At 49.5% G+C, this 16,814-nt stretch carries 15 protein-coding genes; 6 read left to right on the top strand and 9 right to left on the bottom strand.

Annotated elements, in window-relative coordinates; all coding sequences use genetic code 11:
* Positions 1–3: 3 nt before the first annotated feature.
* Both rapA and SHEWMR4_RS03000 read left to right on the top strand, forming a co-directional pair.
* Complete coding sequence (gene rapA / locus SHEWMR4_RS03005; RefSeq protein WP_011621377.1) at positions 4–2,910, top strand: RNA polymerase-associated protein RapA; 2,907 nt, start codon at positions 4–6, stop codon at positions 2,908–2,910.
* A gap of 237 nt (positions 2,911–3,147) precedes the next feature.
* Positions 3,148–4,161, top strand: a complete 1,014-nt coding sequence (locus SHEWMR4_RS03000; RefSeq protein WP_011621376.1) for a DUF3530 family protein — start codon at positions 3,148–3,150, stop codon at positions 4,159–4,161.
* A 64-nt stretch (positions 4,162–4,225) separates the two neighbouring features.
* Here SHEWMR4_RS03000 and SHEWMR4_RS02995 read toward each other — a convergent pair whose 3' ends face one another.
* Complete coding sequence (locus SHEWMR4_RS02995; RefSeq protein ID WP_011621375.1) at positions 4,226–5,032, bottom strand: crotonase/enoyl-CoA hydratase family protein; 807 nt, start codon at positions 5,030–5,032, stop codon at positions 4,226–4,228.
* A 578-nt stretch (positions 5,033–5,610) separates the two neighbouring features.
* Between SHEWMR4_RS02995 and SHEWMR4_RS02990 the strand changes: the two genes are divergently transcribed.
* Together SHEWMR4_RS02990 and SHEWMR4_RS02985 are read left to right on the top strand one after the other, a co-directional pair.
* The gene (locus tag SHEWMR4_RS02990) at positions 5,611–6,606 is read left to right on the top strand and encodes a response regulator (protein ID WP_011621374.1); all 996 of its coding nucleotides are present in this window, start codon (positions 5,611–5,613) and stop codon (positions 6,604–6,606) included.
* Between the two features lie 18 nt (positions 6,607–6,624).
* Positions 6,625–7,599 (top strand): GGDEF domain-containing protein, encoded by a 975-nt coding sequence (locus SHEWMR4_RS02985; RefSeq protein WP_011621373.1) that lies wholly within the window; start codon positions 6,625–6,627, stop codon positions 7,597–7,599.
* Positions 7,600–7,652: 53 nt separating this feature from the next.
* Here SHEWMR4_RS02985 and rraB read toward each other — a convergent pair whose 3' ends face one another.
* From rraB to SHEWMR4_RS21035, 6 genes are all read right to left on the bottom strand, one after another.
* Positions 7,653–8,060, bottom strand: a complete 408-nt coding sequence (rraB, locus tag SHEWMR4_RS02980; protein ID WP_011621372.1) for a ribonuclease E inhibitor RraB — start codon at positions 8,058–8,060, stop codon at positions 7,653–7,655.
* A gap of 43 nt (positions 8,061–8,103) precedes the next feature.
* Positions 8,104–8,847, bottom strand: coding sequence for a 1-acylglycerol-3-phosphate O-acyltransferase (locus SHEWMR4_RS02975; protein WP_041408682.1), 744 nt, complete (start codon positions 8,845–8,847; stop codon positions 8,104–8,106).
* 195 nt (positions 8,848–9,042) lie between these two features.
* Entirely contained in the window at positions 9,043–9,810 is a 768-nt protein-coding gene (locus SHEWMR4_RS02970; protein WP_011621370.1) for a metal ABC transporter permease, read from the bottom strand.
* A 4-nt stretch (positions 9,811–9,814) separates the two neighbouring features.
* Positions 9,815–10,723, bottom strand: coding sequence for a metal ABC transporter solute-binding protein, Zn/Mn family (locus SHEWMR4_RS02965; protein ID WP_011621369.1), 909 nt, complete (start codon positions 10,721–10,723; stop codon positions 9,815–9,817).
* Positions 10,707–11,888 carry a membrane protein gene (locus SHEWMR4_RS02960; RefSeq protein ID WP_011621368.1) on the bottom strand — a complete coding sequence of 394 codons (1,182 nt, stop codon included), beginning with the start codon at positions 11,886–11,888 and terminating at the stop codon, positions 10,707–10,709. Before SHEWMR4_RS02960 ends, SHEWMR4_RS02965 begins: the two co-directional genes overlap by 17 nt.
* A gap of 81 nt (positions 11,889–11,969) precedes the next feature.
* The gene (locus SHEWMR4_RS21035) at positions 11,970–12,260 is read right to left on the bottom strand and encodes a hypothetical protein (RefSeq protein WP_011621367.1); all 291 of its coding nucleotides are present in this window, start codon (positions 12,258–12,260) and stop codon (positions 11,970–11,972) included.
* Positions 12,261–12,516: 256 nt separating this feature from the next.
* Here SHEWMR4_RS21035 and SHEWMR4_RS21175 point away from each other — a divergent pair, with 256 nt between their 5' ends.
* The gene (locus SHEWMR4_RS21175; RefSeq protein ID WP_011621366.1) at positions 12,517–12,642 is read left to right on the top strand and encodes a hypothetical protein; all 126 of its coding nucleotides are present in this window, start codon (positions 12,517–12,519) and stop codon (positions 12,640–12,642) included.
* Positions 12,643–12,722: 80 nt separating this feature from the next.
* Here SHEWMR4_RS21175 and SHEWMR4_RS02945 read toward each other — a convergent pair whose 3' ends face one another.
* Complete coding sequence (locus SHEWMR4_RS02945) at positions 12,723–13,052, bottom strand: hypothetical protein (RefSeq protein ID WP_011621365.1); 330 nt, start codon at positions 13,050–13,052, stop codon at positions 12,723–12,725.
* 221 nt (positions 13,053–13,273) lie between these two features.
* On the opposite strand from SHEWMR4_RS02945, the gene SHEWMR4_RS02940 reads away from it, so the two are divergent.
* On the top strand, positions 13,274–14,929 hold the full coding sequence (locus SHEWMR4_RS02940) for a mechanosensitive ion channel family protein (RefSeq protein ID WP_011621364.1): 1,656 nt from the start codon (positions 13,274–13,276) through the stop codon (positions 14,927–14,929).
* 79 nt (positions 14,930–15,008) lie between these two features.
* Here SHEWMR4_RS02940 and SHEWMR4_RS02935 read toward each other — a convergent pair whose 3' ends face one another.
* On the bottom strand, positions 15,009–16,721 hold the full coding sequence (locus SHEWMR4_RS02935) for a formate--tetrahydrofolate ligase (RefSeq protein ID WP_011621363.1): 1,713 nt from the start codon (positions 16,719–16,721) through the stop codon (positions 15,009–15,011).
* Positions 16,722–16,814 lie beyond the last annotated feature (93 nt).

Here is a 16,814-nt window from a genome sequence, read left to right as displayed (position 1 = left end):
AAGATGCCGTTTGCCTTAGGACAACGTTGGATAAGTGATACCGAGTCAGAGCTTGGTTTAGGAACAGTCGTACAAGTTGAAGGCCGTATGGTCACAGTGTTATTCCCTGCGACTGGTGAGAATCGTATGTTCTCGCGCAACGAAGCCCCCCTGACCCGTGTCATATACAACCCTGGCGATACGGTTGAAAGCCATGAAGGCTGGAGCCTCGCGATTGAAGAACTCACCGAAAAAGACGGCCTCGTCGTCTACCACGGAATCCACAGCGAAACAGGTGAGAAAGCCAGCCTGCGTGAGACCCTGTTAAACCACAACATTCGCTTTAACAAACCCCAGGATCGCCTGTTTGCCGGTCAGATTGACCGCCTCGACCGTTTCGGTATTCGTTACCAATGCCAGTTACTGCGTCATCAATTGGCGACCTCAGATTTACTCGGCTTACAAGGTCCACGCGTCGGCCTTATCCCCCACCAGATGTGGATTGCCCATGAAGTGGGTCGCCGTTATGCGCCGCGTGTATTGCTGGCCGACGAAGTGGGTTTAGGTAAAACCATCGAAGCGGGTCTGATTATCCATCAACAACTGCTCACTGGCCGCGCCGAACGAGTGCTGATCATTGTACCGGATACCCTGCGCCATCAGTGGTTAGTGGAAATGCTGCGCCGCTTTAACCTGCGCTTCTCAGTATTTGATGAAGACCGTTGTGTCGAAGCCTTTGCCGACCATGACAACCCTTTCTACACCGAGCAGTTAGTGATTTGTTCCCTCGAATTACTGCGTAAAAAGAAACGTCTCGACCAAGCACTCGATGCCGACTGGGATCTGCTGGTCGTCGACGAGGCTCACCACTTAGAGTGGACCGAAGAAGCCCCGAGCCGTGCCTACCAAGTGGTTGAAGCATTAAGCGAAGTAGTGCCTGGCGTATTGTTATTAACGGCAACGCCGGATCAACTCGGCCATGAGAGCCACTTTGCGCGTCTGCGCCTACTCGACCCAGATCGTTTCTACGACTACGATGCCTTCCTCGCCGAAGAAAACAGCTACAAAGATGTCGCCGTTGCCGCCGAAGCCTTAGCGGGCGACGCAAAATTATCCGATGCCGCCATCAACAGCCTCACCGAATTACTCAGCGAGAAAGACATAGCGCCGAGCATTCGTTTAATTCAAGCCGAAGATATCGATAGCGAACTGCAACAAGCGGCTCGCAGCGAGTTACTGCAAGAATTGCTCGATCGTCACGGCACAGGCCGCGTGCTGTATCGCAACAGCCGCGCCTCGGTAAAAGGCTTCCCGAAACGTATTTTCAACGCCTATCCCCATGCAATGCCTGAGCAGTATCTTACCGCTGCCCGCGTAAATGAGATGATGGGTGGTCGTAAGACCTTAGAAGCGAAAGCGGCACAAGCCCTAAGCCCTGAAAAACTTTACCAAGAATTTGAAGATAACAGCGCCAGTTGGTGGAAGTTCGATCCTCGCGTGGATTGGTTAATCGAATTCTTAAAGTCGCACCGCAGCAAGAAAGTGTTGATCATCGCCAGTGGCGCCGATACCGCCCTGAGCTTAGAAGAAGCCCTGCGTACCCGTGAAGGCATCCAAGCCACCGTTTTCCACGAAGGCATGTCGATCATCGAGCGCGACAAGGCGGGTGCCTACTTCGCCCAAGAAGAAGGCGGCGCCCAAGCACTGATCTGTTCTGAAATCGGCTCCGAAGGTCGTAACTTCCAGTTCGCCAGCCACTTAGTGCTGTTCGATCTGCCATTGAACCCAGATTTATTAGAGCAACGTATCGGCCGTCTAGACCGTATCGGGCAGAAGAACGATATCCAAATTCACCTGCCTTATCTGCAAGATACGGCGCAGGAGCGTCTGCTCAACTGGTATCACCAAGGTCTGAATGCCTTCGAGCTGACCTGTCCGAGTGGCCATGTGCTGTACAGTGAATTTGCCGAAGATCTGTTGAATGTTCTCGTCGGTGGGGATGAAGATGAGCTGACCAATCTGCTCAACCACACCCAAAGCCGTTACAAAGAACTGAAACACGCTATGGAGCAAGGCCGCGATAAGCTGCTGGAAATCAACTCCCACGGCGGCGATAAGGCCAAGGCGATTGTCGAGCGTTTAGCCCAAAGCGATCAGGACACTAAACTGATTGGTTCGGTGATCCGCTTGTGGGACATTATCGGTGTCGATCAAGAAGATAAAGGTGAAAACTCTATCATCCTGCGTCCAAGTGAACACATGATGTTCCCAACCTATCCGGGTCTACATGAGGATGGCGTGACGGTCACCTTTGACCGTGATACTGCGCTCTCCCGTGACGATATCGCCCTGATCACCCAAGAGCACCCGTTAGTGCAAACAGGCTTAGATCTGATCACTGGCTCTGACACAGGCACGACGAGCGTCGCGATTTTGAAAAACAAAGCCTTACCCGCAGGCACCCTGTTCTTAGAACTGATCTACATGGCGGATGCTTCGGCGCCTAAATCGAGCCAGTTATATCGTTATCTGCCACCGACGCCTATCCGCGTACTGCTGGATAAAAACGGCAACGATTTATCCGCTAAGGTGGATTACACCAGCTTTGACAAACAGTTAAGCGCGGTTAACCGCCATATTGGCAGCAAGTTAGTCACAGCATCACAACCGATTCTGCATCCATTATTTGCTAAGGGCGAAGAATATGCCCAAGCCGCGGTGGACGAGTTAGTGGCGCAGGCGCGTGAGAAAATGACCAGCCAACTGACGGGCGAATTGGACCGTTTAGAGTCCTTGAAAGCGGTTAACCCGAATATCCGTGAGGAAGAGTTGGAATACCTGCGTAATCAGATGCAGGAGCTGAGTACTTACCTCAACGCGAGTCAGCTACAGCTCGACGCGATTCGTATGGTACTGGTTAGCCATGTCTAATCCGCAATGACGATAAGCAAGAGCCTCCTCAGGCTCGCTTAAGCGAATATGCAAACGCCCAGCAAATGCTGGGCGTTTTTATTTTATCTTCACGATAAGTATGGCTGTAGGCTGGGCCTAGGCACTGCTGTGCGCGGTGCCGTCACGAGCTCAAGCAAAAATTGCTTCTGCTACGCTGCTTCAGGTTATACTCTAGCTAATTGAATTTATGAGACTACACAGGTGGTTATCAATTCTATGGCGCGTATTATCCCCTCGGTATTGAGCCTAGCCTTAGCTCTCGCCAGTGCGAGCTTATTCGCCGCCGATCCCAGCACTCAAGCTCCTGACCCCAATACTCAGGCGCCAGAAACAAGTACTCAGGCTCCTGAATCTGCACCTGAATCCAGCCCGCAGGCGCCAGGGACAACTCCCCAAAACCCCGAGACGAACCAAGCTAGCAAAGCGCCCAATGGGCAAGCTGCGGCGAAAAGAACGAGCAGTTATTTACCCGCGAGTGAAATCAAGCAGATCACCATAGATGATCAGCCGCTCGAACTCTTAGTTCGTTCATGGGAAGGCCGCAAAAAACTTGGCGCTGCGATTATCTTACCCGCCACCAATGGCACCGCCGATGCGCCCGGATTAATGGCGTTTGTCAGACGTAATATTAATGCTGCCGGCTGGGCCAGTTTAAGCCTTACCCCGCCCACAGAGCCGCCCGCACCCAACTTTGCCACTCCGGCGACCGAAGTGACCTCCGCAGGGGCGGCGCAGTTAAGCAGTCCTTCGAATAAACCGAGCCAAAAAGTGAAACCCGAGCAGAGCAATAAGCATTTGCTTGAACAGGAAGACTTTTTAGTCAAAAGCATGTCTCAGCTCGACAGCGTAGGCACCGACTTTCCCGGTAAACGGGTGCTGATCACCGCCGATCAAAGTGCGGGATTATTGATAAGTCTATTAAGCCAAAAGAAAATTGCCGATCCCGATGTATTAATCGTCATCAACCCCTACAGCGAAGATGAGGCGCGTAACCAAGCCCTTGCCGAAAAACTGGCCAAGCTCACTATACCAATACTCGATATTCAATCGCCCGATGGTCACCCCGCATCGTTAGAAACGGCGGAGCAACGCAAAAGCCTTGCCGTGACATTAGAGGCGCCGAATTATCGGCAAACGACATTAGCATTAAATCTGGATAACGAGAGTGCATGGCAGAACTGTTTGAGCGCCATAAGGGGATTCGCCGCCCGTATGAGCGGCGCCCATTGAGGTGCAAGCCTTTCTAAAGCTTAAGTCATCCGTTATGGGGCGTTATCGAGATAGAATTGCACTGCTACCAACCCGATTGGCGATCTTGATAGGCTTTGTTGGGATCCTTTAGCTGACGCGTCGCTGCAATCGCGCGATTTTTACCGAGTAACAGTCTCACTTGGCTCCACGACTCACGGCAAAGAAGTGCACGAATCGAAGCCGTCCAGCTGCGATTGATGCTCAACTTGATCGCCGCTGCGGCATCGGGGGAAGTATTGAGAAGTTCCTGAGCCAATTGCTGCGCGCTTAACATCGGATGATCACTTAGCTGAGTCACTAACCCTAAGCGACTCGCCTCTTCGCCCGACAACACTTTGGCCGTAAGGCTGAGTAACATCGCCTGATCCTTGGGCATTATTTGCCTCAGCGCCACTAAGCCTGCCATGTCCGGCACGAGCCCCCATTTGGCTTCCATAATAGATAACTTGCTGTCAGGGCTCGCTATTCTAAAATCAGCACCTAATGCGATTTGCATGCCACCGCCATAGCAGCAGCCTTCTAACACCGCGATGACGGGCACGGGTAAACGTTGCCAACCAAGGGAGACTCTCTGCGCTAAGTTGGCATTGCCAGGCAACCATTTAAACAGCAATTTGAATGCTTGCATCGGTGCCGACATCACGCTCTTTACGTCCAGCCCCGAGCTAAAATGGCCTCCGGCTCCAGATAAAATAACCAGTCGAATCTGCGAATTTGATTTAATACGTTTGATCGCTCTATCCAACTCGCTAAACATTAAATAGTTAATTGCATTATATTTTTCTGGTCGATTGAGCTGGACATATGCAATGCCATTCTCAATCGTTACTTGCACGCAAGGCTCACTCATGAAATATTCCGTTACTGGTCAGGCCAGAACAAATGTTAACACGTTTGGAATAATTCACCAAAGGATGTAACATAAGCCTAAATTTTGACATGCGTCAAAATACTGTCGACTGTCATTAAGTTTTAATAGGTGAGTATGCTAGGCTTGCGCTGAAGCATGAGAACCTCAAAAGTATTAACCCCTTATGTTCAACCATGGGTGCAACTTGTCGTTTTAACGAGTCATCTTCTCTGAACATCGGTTGCATCACCAACGGCGCTGCTTACCCACAAATTTGCATAATCGTGTCGAGATGGGTCCCGTGGGGAAACAGCCTATTGCAGGATTGAGCATCGAGCTATTCGCAAAAATCGATGCCCTGCTTACGACAAATTCGCGAAATTTGATTTAATTCTCCAAGGCTTTTTACTGCCAGCGCCTCGCGCTCGAGAGATAAATAAATTGAATTAACAAATAAAATCTATAGGTTACATATAGATGTTATAAATCAAACTTGCCCGAAGAGCTTAATTCGTCATTCAAAGATTTAGAATTAGTGTTATCTTCAATAAATGGGCAATTAAGGATCAGTAGTCAGCATGACAATCTCTGTACTCATCTGTGACGACTCCGCCATGGCGCGCAAACAAATGGCTCGCACCCTACCGAAAGAATGGGATGTCGAGATCACCTACGCTACCAATGGCGCCGAGGGTTTAGATGCCATTCGCGCAGGTAAAGGCGAAGTTGTCTTCCTCGACCTTAATATGCCAGTCATGGATGGTTATGAAGTGCTGCAAACCGTGCAGCAAAACGATCTTCCCGCGCTGATTATTGTGGTCTCGGGTGATATTCAGATCAAAGCCCATGAAAGAGTTAAAGCCTTAGGTGCATTGGATTTTATTCAAAAGCCCGTCAGTGCCGACGCCATCAGTAATATTCTGCAGGAATACGGCATCCTCACCTTAACGCAGAAAGATCAGGCGGAAGAAACGCCGATGATCAAAGTCGATATGCGTGACGCCTGCCAAGAGATCGCCAACGTCGCCATGGGGCGCGCCGCCGATCTGTTAGCCAAACTTCTCGATGTTTTTGTCCTCTTACCTATTCCAAACGTGAACGTGCTCGAAGTCAGTGAGCTGACGATGGCCCTCAAAGCGACGGAAGAAAGTTCAACGGTATCAGCCCTCTGCCAAGGATTTATTGGTGCAGGCGTGGCGGGTGAAGCTCTGCTGCTATTCCACGATTCGAGCTTTCAAGACATGGCGAAACTCATGGGGCTAGCCAATCCAGAGGACATTAGCACTGAGATTGAAGTGTTGATCGACACAGGCAACGTATTGATTGGCGCCTTCCTAAACGGGATCTCAGAGCAGCTCGACATGAAGTTCAGCCAGGCTCACCCTGTAGTGCTAGGCCGCCACTGTACGGTGAATGATCTTATCCATGATAACTCGGAAAAATGGCATAGAACCTTAGCAATGGAGATTAACTATCGTATTGAAAACCATAATGTTCAATGCGATTTGTTACTGCTATTTACCGAAGACTCTATTCCGACGCTCAGTTATAAGCTCGGTTATTTACTCGATTAATCAGTTGGATTTTACCTTATGTCAAACGATCAAAGCGCAATGAACGAACTCCATTGGCTTATCGATATGGTGCAAACCATCGAAGTGGGTCTAGTGGTATTAGATCGCGATTATAATATCCAACTGTGGAACGGCTTTATGGAAAACCATAGCGGCGTATCCCCTAATTCGATTAAAGGGCAAAACCTGTTCACCCGTTTTCCTGAGCTACCAGCGACTTGGTTAAAGCAAAAGATGGAATCGGTTTTTATGCTGAAAAATCGAGCCTTTATCAGCTGGGAACAAAGACCCTACGTGTTTCAGTTTAAAAACTACCGCCCCATTACCGGACGGGCCGATTTTATGTACCAGAACGTGACGCTGTTGCCTCTGGCCTCATTAACCGGAAAAATCACCCATATCAGCGTGATTATTTATGATGTCACCGACATCGCCGTCAACAAGCTACAGCTCAAGGCCGCCAACGAGCAGTTAGAACGCCTCAGCCAGACCGATGGCCTGACACAGCTCCATAATCGCCGCCATTGGCAACAATGTTTAGAGCATGAGTTTGACCTCCACGCCCGTTATTCGGGGATGTCGAGCTTGGTCATGATAGACATAGACCATTTCAAAAGAATCAACGATACCTACGGCCATGTCGCGGGTGATAAGGTGATTCAGCATATCGCCCATATCCTAAGCCATTCATTACGGGAGACAGATTGTGTCGGCCGCTATGGTGGTGAGGAGTTCGCTGTGGTCATGCCCAATACCTGTGGCGCCGATGCCCTCAACTTTACCGAGCGTTTGCGGGAAAGAATTGCCGACTCCACCATAGTGTACGAAGGGCTGAAGATAAAAGTCACAGTGAGTCTAGGCGTGTGTGAAATTGGCAAACATATCACTAGCAGCTCTGGCTGGATTTCTTGCTCAGACAAAGCCTTATACGAAGCCAAGCAGAAGGGGCGTAACTGTAGCGTCCTACACACAGCGCAAACTAGTGGTTACTAAAACCAAAAAGCCCATCGATGATGGGCTTTTTGTTACTAATTTAATTGCGGCAATTAGTGCGGAAAACCATCGTCTTCTTCGTCGTCACCTTCTTCATCGTCGATTTCATCGCCAACAAAGTAAGTGCCCCAACCGTCGTAATCCACTTTTTGCTTAGCCGCGAGTTGCAGTAACTGCTCGGTCGCTTTATCCAGTAATGGCACTTCCAACTTGTGGTAAGCGATAGCATCAAAACAGAAAATCACTGAGCCATCTTCCAGCTCCATCTCTTCGGCGTCGTTGACTTCAAAACCGAGTTTGAATGCATCAACGGCGGCTTTTTCTAAGCGGTCGAAGTTACTAGATGAGAAATGGTGCTCAATGGTGTATTCCGCATCTGGCTCTGAGCCATCGTCAAGCAGGGCTTGCACTATGTCACGATTCTCGGCAAGTTGGGCTTTTAATTGACTTTCAATAGACATGGATTTGTCTCCGTTAAGGTAAAACTGGCTCAAATTGGCGCTATTATACGTCATCGCCTTCGAGAGTTTTACCCATTAATGTTGCCGCTTCACGATTTATCTCGTTAAATTTGGCTGACATAGTCTCATACACTTGGGCTGAAAAGGCCTTCACATCGGCTTTGTCTAATCCTTCGGTCGGGATAGGCGCCATCATCTCAATGATCACTACCCCGTTATCCCAACGGTTTAAATTAATATGGCTCTGACAAGAGGCGAGCACTGGCACTATCGGCACCCCAGCGGTAATCGCCGTATGGAATGCGCCAGCCTTAAAGGGGAGCAAACCGCGGCCACGTGAGCGGGTACCCTCAGGGAATATCCACACTGATAAACGGTTCTGTTTAATCTTTTCTGCGGTTTTAGCCATGGTATCGAAGGCACTGTTGCGATTTTTTCTATCGATCAAAATATTGCCCGATAACCAGTAGATCTGCCCGAATAGCGGGATCCACACTAAGCTCTTTTTGCCTAAGCTGACGGTGCTTTTTGGCACGGCTTTAGTATGAGTGAACAGATCGAAGTTATTTTGATGGTTCCCTAAAAAGATATAAGGGCCATCCTGAATTTCTTTATGCCGACGCACTATGACTTTAAGCCCTAGAATAGGGGCGACGGATGAGAAGATCTTGGCGAACATATGTACATTGTCACGGTGACGGGGCCGCAACAAGCAGACCAATCCACCAAAAATAAACGCGAGTAACAATGACACAGCCAACAACACAGATCTGACGAGTAACAGCACGACATACTCCAAGGATGAAAGTGGCGACAGTATAGCCACCCAGCCCTAGGGACTCAATATAATGTTTACATCTGTAAGCTGAGTTGCTAACAATCCAAACAAAAGCCCATCGGTACTCGCGCAATCATGCACGACGATGGGCTTTTAAATCAATATCTAAGCTTAAACGACTAAGCGAAAAACCTAGTTTGCGACCTAGCGCACTGCCGCGGTTTTACTTAAGCCTAAACGGAAGACCAAGGCACTAAGGGCTAAAGTCGCGACAATTGCCGCGCCGCTCGGTAAGTCCAACGTTGCCGAGAGCACCAGCCCCAGCAAGTAACCCATAAGGCCGACCAGATAAGCGTAAAATAGGCCGTTCTTACCTTGGTACTTGTTGAGCGCAAGAGCAGGCAAAATAAGCGTGCTAAACACTAAATAGACCCCTACCAGCTCTACCGACAAAGTGATTACCAGCGCAAACAGCAGATAGAATCCCGCACCGTTTAAGATCTGTGGCCGCAGAAAAATCACCGCTAACACCGCCGCATAAACCACGGTCGGCAACACTAATTGCGACCAACTCACCCAAAGGATCTGGCCCGACATCAATTGCTTTAACAGTTCAGCCCCGTGGGGATCGTTCGCCAGCAATAGCATGGCCGCCACCGCCGACAACACGTAAAAGCACCCTATCATCGCTTCTAGCTCACCCGCCATCCGCTTAGATAACCAAGCGATAAAACCCGCCCCCGCAAGGGCGAATAAGGCCGGCATCCACACATTAGAAAATGGCATATCTTCTAACCTGTGGTCCATGTGCGCCACAATCGCCCCCAACGCGGCGACTTGAGCAATGGCTAAATCGATAAAGATGATCCCACGCTTAAGCACTTGTTTGCCAAGTACAATATGCGTTGAGAGCACTAAGATCCCCGCCGTCAATGCTGGCAGCAGGATCGACATCAGTTCCAGATCCAACATAGGCTTATTTCACCCCGTTTAAGAGGGCAATAGCGCTGTCGTAGAGGCTGAAGAGATCTTGACTCGCATCGTTGCCACCTACCGACATTGGCAACATAAGCACTGGTAGATTAGCCTTTTCACCCAACCACTTAGCACCACGCTCATCCTGATAGGACGCCACAACTACCGCCAGAATATCGCCCTGCTCAGCACGGCTCAGCAAACTCGCTAAATGACCGCTAGTCGGTGCCAGACCGGGTTTAGGCTCAAGATCAGCAGCTTGTTCAATCCCCAACCAGTTGAACAGATATCTAAAACTGGTGTGATAGGCGATGACCTTTTTGCCTTTTAACGCTTTGGCCTGCTCTTCCCAGCGGGGGACCGCCGCCTGCCAACGAGTACTAAAGTCCGCTAATGCCTTTTGGTAATTCGCCGCCTCGCTCGGGTCGAGTTGGCTCATCTTAGCGCTGAGCGCATTCGCGACGCTTAGCAAACGCGTCGGATCGAAGTGGATATGCGGATTTCCCTGAGCATGCACATCCCCCATGCTACGGTCCACACTCGCTAACTTATCTAAGGTATCGATTTGATCGGCGGCGAAAAACAGCCCCTGATCGGTAGAGCGAACCTTAGCGTTAGCCGACTTCATTTGCAGCATTGGCAGCCAACCGATTTCTAAATCGGCGCCCGCACAGACCACCAGATCCGCTTGGCGCATTTTGGCGATCAAACTCGGACGCGCCTGCACTTGATGCGGATCCTGTAAGGCCGTGGTTGCCGAATAAATGCTGGCGTTTGGAGCCAACTCTTTTGCCAATGCGGCATATTCGGGTTCACAGGCAAACACATTCAGCTCTGCGTGGGCAAAGCCTGAACAAGCGAAAGACAGGGCCGCTGCGGCCGCTTTAACAAAATTAGAATTGATGCGCACCGTGAGCCCCCAGAGACATAATGTATTGAACAGTGAAAACATTGTCGTCTTCGATTCCATCGAAGTTAGTTCCCTTCTGATTGGTGTACTGGAAACGTACCGTCGAGAAATGGCTCGAATGCCACGCCAGACTCACCTCAGATTCCTTTAACTTCTGTCCATGGAAATGATCGCCATGGAGCTCTTGGGTATCCACCTCGCCGTAACGCACACCCGCAGACCAGCTAGGCGTGAATTGGTACACGCTGCTCAGATACCAACCTTGATGATAATCCTTGCTCGGCGCATCTTCGGGATGAAGGTCGCTCGGCACAAAGTCAGTCACACGGTAATACTCGCCGCTCAGGGTCAGGTTTTGGTATTTATAGTTGCCATTTGGCGCCCATTTATACACAAAATCAGCACCATAGGTGTTTTTACCAGTGTAAGATGCCGCATGGCTGTGGTCATGGCCTTCCTCGGCGGTTTCGTCTTCGTGCTCATCGCCCTCTTCATGGGCTGTCACTTGACCATTTTCGTTACGTAGGTAACTTAAGCCCGCCTGCCATGAGCTGTTGTCACCAATATCACCGCCGATTTTGGTGTAAAAGGTGTATACGCCCACATTCTTAAACTCACGTTCACCATGTTCATCGGCGGCGCGCATACTCTCGCCCTTAAAAGCTTCGGCGCCTAAGGTCCAATACAGATCCGTTGGCGCCACAAAGTTCAAACGCACACCGTCGTCAAAGTAATGGCCACCGAAAAATGCGCGGTAAGCAATAGGACGGTCGGTGAATGAATCCGTGTGTAAATGTTGGTTATTTAAATAACCGATATCCGATAAGAAACGTCCACCACGGATTGAGAACCCTGCAGGCATCGCCATGGTTTGGATAAAGGCTTCTTCGAGATTAAGCTCAGTTTCACCGTCGTGCATCTCAACAACGGCAGTGACTTTGCCGTAGAACATGTCGTCAATGTTGGCGCTCATCGCCAGCTCAGTTTCGCCTAAACCAAATCCTTCGGCGGTTTCGGCCAATGGACGCTCGGCCGTTTGATAATAGCCATTCAGCACTGCGCTGATCGCCGGATTGGTTAAACTTGAGTCAGCGGCAAATAACGTCGGTGAAGCAAATGCGCACGCCAAAGCCACCAAAGAAATTCGGTTGTTAAAAACAGTCATGATATCTCCAAAATACAACTAGCGCTCGATGACTCATCCAAGTCATCAAGAAATACAATAAGTTAAAATGTAAAAGTTGATTTAGCGGAGAACGGGTGGCGCGCGGCTTAGGTAAACACTGACGTGTTTAGAGAAGGTTACGGGTAAGACAAATTCACAAACATCAAATCGCTGTATCGCTAAATTTAGCGTCTGCGGAGCTGTGAACAGAATTTTATTTAGCTGATGTTGATGGAAGCAGAGCGTACAGTGCGTCTTCGCCCCATCATCAAGGTGGGTCACACTATGGGCTGAGGCAACAAAAGACAGCAATACCAATACGGCGGCAAGCCATACCGAAATTGTGCGTCTTATGTGACTGTGCAATCTCACTCAGTCATCCCCATAGTAAAAAAGTGGCACAAGTTTAAGTCAGGCCGCTAGCAAGTTGCAATAAGGTAACACCCCTGCAATGCGTTACAAGATATTTACCATTGCAACTTTAGCGTGAAAAAGTGCCCGGTAAGAACGCGCTCGAGTTGGCAAAAAGAGTTATTTAAGATTAGCTTAAGTCAGTAAAACTATGATGTGCCCAGCGTGACATCGAGTTAATCTTTCATTCTATTCAACCCAGATAAAGGCAATAAAAATGCTAGCATTCTTTCGTGAAAACTTAGGGTTAATCTTAGGGATAGTGATTTTCGGCGCCGTAATTTTGGGCGGGATTTATTACGTAGAACACTCACTCGAGAGCCAAGAGCAGGTTATCCAATAACTCAGCCCTAGCCTAAACCAAGTTGAGCCTGTGCGATAACCCCTGCGCGGCTCGACTCGGTTAATCTAACGCCCTCACCTCTAGCGATACTTTTGCCTTTGATCGCTATCGTCTTGCTTCTCTGGCGCCTCAATCGTTTGTAGTTGATCCATAAAATGGCTCACCAGCAGTAACATCACACAGAAGATCATCACTGGGATCAAAAAATGCCGCGTCGAGGCATCAAAATAACTGTATAAACCTGTCAGCACACTCGCATAAAAGCCAAATAATTTTAACTTCAACAGCTTAGGATTGTGTCCCAGCCACGCTGAACAATGGGGACATTGCACTTGAGCGTGAAAGCCCTTTCCACGCTGTTGGGTAATTTGGGCAATTTTGATCGACTGATGGCAATGGGAGCACAGCATTTAGAGTAGGTTCCTCGACATGGGCCGCTAAGTTTATCAGAATTTCCCGCCACTCAGTCGAACTAATTAGCGCAGTGGTTTCAAAACCTCACTCCCATAGCGAAAGCTGCAAACCAGCGCACAAATTTTATACTCAGATAGCATTTTATGCGGTTCTAATTTTACAGTGTTTAGCGCAGCTCCTATTATGTACCTACCTATTTTTATTGAAGATAACGCCTATGCGCCGCTCACTCATATTCATGTTCGCCCTCAGCTTTCCCCTGCTATTGAGTACCGAGGTTTTCGCGACGGATGCAGCCGACCCCGTTGCCGCCACTCAAACCACTACCGTCCCTAACGAAGCCCAAAACGAATTAATTTCGCTAAAAACAGCGATTAAAGAGGATATTGCGCGCTTATCCCAATCCCAAGGTGAATTGCGCACCATTGTTGAATATCGCATTCAAAACAAGACATTGCAGTTACGCAATAAGATTAAAGTACTGTTAGAAGATGAGAACTACGATAAAGCCTTTATGTTGGCATTGGTGCAAGAGCAGCTGACATTTAATCTTAAAATCAACGACTACTTCAATGATATCGTCACCAAGTTGTCCCATAAACTCGGCTCGGCGGATGATGAGTCGACCTTACTCGAAATCTCTAAACGTGAGCTCGATAAGGACAACAACTACAAACAACGACTCGAGACCTTAAACTGGCTCGGCCAAATGGGCGAAGATGTCGCAGCGCAGAAAGCAGAGCTGACCCAAATTCTCTTAAGTCGCGCCGATAACTTCGATAGCTTTGTCACTTTTACCCAGCAGCAGTTACAAAATGCAGTTAACGCCGCCACTAATGCCGGTAAAGATGTGACCGCCGCGCAAACCAGTCGCGTCATGCAGCTAAAGGACAGATTGGCGCTCAATAGCCAGAGCCTTAGCATAGATATCGACTTACTCGATGCGCTCGAGCAAAACACCGCCTCGCTGAAAAAGACCCTGTTCAGTATCTCAGGCGATATCACTCAGGATGTCTTGAGTATCGATGTGGCCTCAAGCCTAGTCGAACAATGGCTGCATACGGCCAAAGAACAGTCCATCAACCATGGCCCGACTTTAGTCTTTAAGCTATTTATCTTCTGTATGATCCTGTTTGTCGCAAGCCTTGCGGGCAAACTGGCGAAGAAGATTGTGAGCAATACCGTTAGTAACTCTAAATTAAATTTCAGTAAGTTACTGCAAGACTTCTTTACCTCGCTCTCGGGCAAAGCGGTCTTCACTATCGGTGTACTGATTGCCCTCTCCCAGCTTGGCATTGAGTTAGGCCCGTTATTGGCAGGCTTTGGTATCGCCGGTGTGATCATCGGTTTCGCCCTGCAGGATTCACTCTCGAACTTTGCCTCGGGCATGATGATTTTGATCTATCGTCCCTACGATGTGGGTGACTTGATTAGCGCCGCTGGTGTAACGGGGCGCGTAAGCCATATGAGCCTAGTCTCCACCACAATTAAAACGTTAGATAACCAAAGGCTTATTATTCCAAACAACAAGATTTGGGGTGATACCATTAACAATATTACCGCCGAGCACCAACGCCGCGTCGACATGACCTTCGGCATTGGCTATGGCGACAATATTGAGCACGCCGAAGCCGTGCTTAAGTCGATTGTGGAAGCGCATCCTAAGGTGCAAAAAATCCCTGCACCGCTCATTAAGCTGCACGTTTTAGGGGAGTCCTCGGTCGACTTTATCGTCCGTCCTTGGGCTAAACCCGAAGATTATTGGGATGTGTATTGGGATATTACCCGCGAAGTGAAAATGCGCTTCGATGCCGAGGGCATCAGCATTCCTTTCCCGCAGCGCGATGTACATATTTACCAAACCAGTAAATAACGCTTCGCCAAGGCGAGAAGTAAACAAAAGGCGCAATCCTAGATTGCGCCTTTTTCATGATATTCAAACTGTTAATCGATTAACCTAAGCCAGTAATCTCGCCATCTGCGCCGATATCAATCTTTAAATAGCCAGGAACTAATCCAAGCCCTGGCATAGTCATCACATTCCCCACCAGCGCGGTAATAAATCCGGCTCCAGCATTTAACACTAACTCGCGCACTGGCACGATAAAACCCTGCGGTACGCCTTTAAGTTGAGGGTCATGGCTAATGGATAAGGGTGTTTTTGCCATGCAGACGGGTAAATCGGCGTAACCAAGGGCACTGAGTTCTTGTAATTGGAGCTTAGCCGCCTCGGATAAACTCACCCCTGCAGCGCCATAGCCGACTTCAGCTAAGGTCGATAATTTCGCCTCAAGCGCCATGTCATCGGGATATAGCAGGGTAAACTCGCTTGGCTGCTCACAGGCGCGCATGACGGTTTGCGCCAAGGCCAATGCCCCCGCCTCACCTTGGCTGAAAGCCTCGCTAAGCTCGCAGCCAAAGGCGGCAGTGCCCGCAACGGCTTCAATCAACCAGTTAAGCTCGGCATCCGTATCGGTTGCAAAGCGATTAATAGCCACCACAACGGGAATACCGTAACGCGCCACATTGTTGATATGCCAGTTTAAGTTGGCAAATCCCGCCTCGAGACGGGCTTGGTCGGGCGCATTGATATCCGCATCCGACGTTAAGCCGCTATTGGCCTTCAATGCCTTTAAGGTAGTCACTAACACCGCAGCGCTCGGGGTTAATCCCGACTGGCGCGCCTTGATATTACAAAATTTCTCAAACCCCATATCGGAGCCAAAACCGCCTTCCGTCACCACAAAATCGGCCAGCTTTAAGGCGATATCGTCGGCAATCACCGACGAGTTGCCATGGGCAATATTCGCAAATGGCCCTGCGTGAATAAGACAAGGCGCACCGTTTAAAGTCTGCATCAAGGTGGGTTTTACCGCATCCGCCATGATCGCCGTCATCGCGCCGGCAACCCCAAGGTCTTCCGCGCTAATAGCCGCACCTTGACGATTGACTGCCAGCACAAGCTTGCCAATACGCGCGCGCATATCCGCCAGATTACGACTGAGCGCCAGAATCGCCATTAACTCAGAGGCAGCGGTAATATCAAAGCCAGAGGTGTAAGCTGGGCCATTATTTTCACCCAGCCCAACTTCAATTTCACGTAAGCAGCGATCGTTATGGTCGACCACCCTGTGCCAACGGATGCCATTAGGCGCTATATCTAGGTAATTCTGCCCAGACTGCAGCTCAAATTCGGCCTTACCTAAACGTGTTTCATGATATAGCCGAGAGGCTATCGCCGCCGCGCCAAGATTATGGGCATTGCTGACGGCATGAATATCACCCGTTAGATGCAGATTCAGCTCCTGCATGGGCACCACTTGGGCGTAACCGCCACCAGCTGCACCACCTTTCACCCCAAATACCGGGCCCATACTGGGCTGGCGAATACAGGCGCACACCTTGTTACCAAGCGCTTTGAGGGATTGGGTTAAGCCAATGGTGGTGACGGTTTTGCCTTCGCCGTGGGGCGTTGGTGTCACGGCGGTGACAATGATCAGCTTACCCTGTTGCTGCTCTGCTAAGCGCTGCTGCACACGTAAATCGACCTTGGCTTTTGTCTTGCCAAATAGCTGCATCTCATCGGGCAATAACCCAAACTCGGCGCCAAGCACTGCGATATCTTTTAGGGGCGCACGGCGCGAAATATCCATATCGGTTAGCATGGGTCATCTCTCCCTTGGGTATTTTGGTATCCACGCTAGGCATGCGAGCAGGAAATACAAAATAGGTATGCAAAATCGGTAAGTATCAGCAAC

Origin of the sequence: Shewanella sp. MR-4 (genome assembly GCF_000014685.1) — a bacterium.
In the GTDB taxonomy this organism is placed as follows: domain Bacteria; phylum Pseudomonadota; class Gammaproteobacteria; order Enterobacterales; family Shewanellaceae; genus Shewanella.
This window is presented reverse-complemented; position numbering and strand designations above follow the sequence as displayed.

Excerpts from the sequence above, each read along its gene's own strand:
- rapA (WP_011621377.1), top strand. The coding sequence starts at position 4 with ATGCCGTTTGCCTTAGGACAACGTTGGATAAGTGATACCGAGTCAGAG.
- SHEWMR4_RS03000 (WP_011621376.1), top strand. The coding sequence starts at position 3,148 with ATGGCGCGTATTATCCCCTCGGTATTGAGCCTAGCCTTAGCTCTCGCC.
- SHEWMR4_RS02995 (WP_011621375.1), bottom strand. The coding sequence starts at position 5,032 with ATGAGTGAGCCTTGCGTGCAAGTAACGATTGAGAATGGCATTGCATAT.
- SHEWMR4_RS02990 (WP_011621374.1), top strand. The coding sequence starts at position 5,611 with ATGACAATCTCTGTACTCATCTGTGACGACTCCGCCATGGCGCGCAAA.
- SHEWMR4_RS02985 (WP_011621373.1), top strand. The coding sequence starts at position 6,625 with ATGTCAAACGATCAAAGCGCAATGAACGAACTCCATTGGCTTATCGAT.
- rraB (WP_011621372.1), bottom strand. The coding sequence starts at position 8,060 with ATGTCTATTGAAAGTCAATTAAAAGCCCAACTTGCCGAGAATCGTGAC.
- SHEWMR4_RS02970 (WP_011621370.1), bottom strand. The coding sequence starts at position 9,810 with ATGTTGGATCTGGAACTGATGTCGATCCTGCTGCCAGCATTGACGGCG.
- SHEWMR4_RS02960 (WP_011621368.1), bottom strand. The coding sequence starts at position 11,888 with ATGACTGTTTTTAACAACCGAATTTCTTTGGTGGCTTTGGCGTGCGCA.
- SHEWMR4_RS21175 (WP_011621366.1), top strand. The coding sequence starts at position 12,517 with ATGCTAGCATTCTTTCGTGAAAACTTAGGGTTAATCTTAGGGATAGTG.
- SHEWMR4_RS02945 (WP_011621365.1), bottom strand. The coding sequence starts at position 13,052 with ATGCTGTGCTCCCATTGCCATCAGTCGATCAAAATTGCCCAAATTACC.
- SHEWMR4_RS02940 (WP_011621364.1), top strand. The coding sequence starts at position 13,274 with ATGCGCCGCTCACTCATATTCATGTTCGCCCTCAGCTTTCCCCTGCTA.
- SHEWMR4_RS02935 (WP_011621363.1), bottom strand. The coding sequence starts at position 16,721 with ATGCTAACCGATATGGATATTTCGCGCCGTGCGCCCCTAAAAGATATC.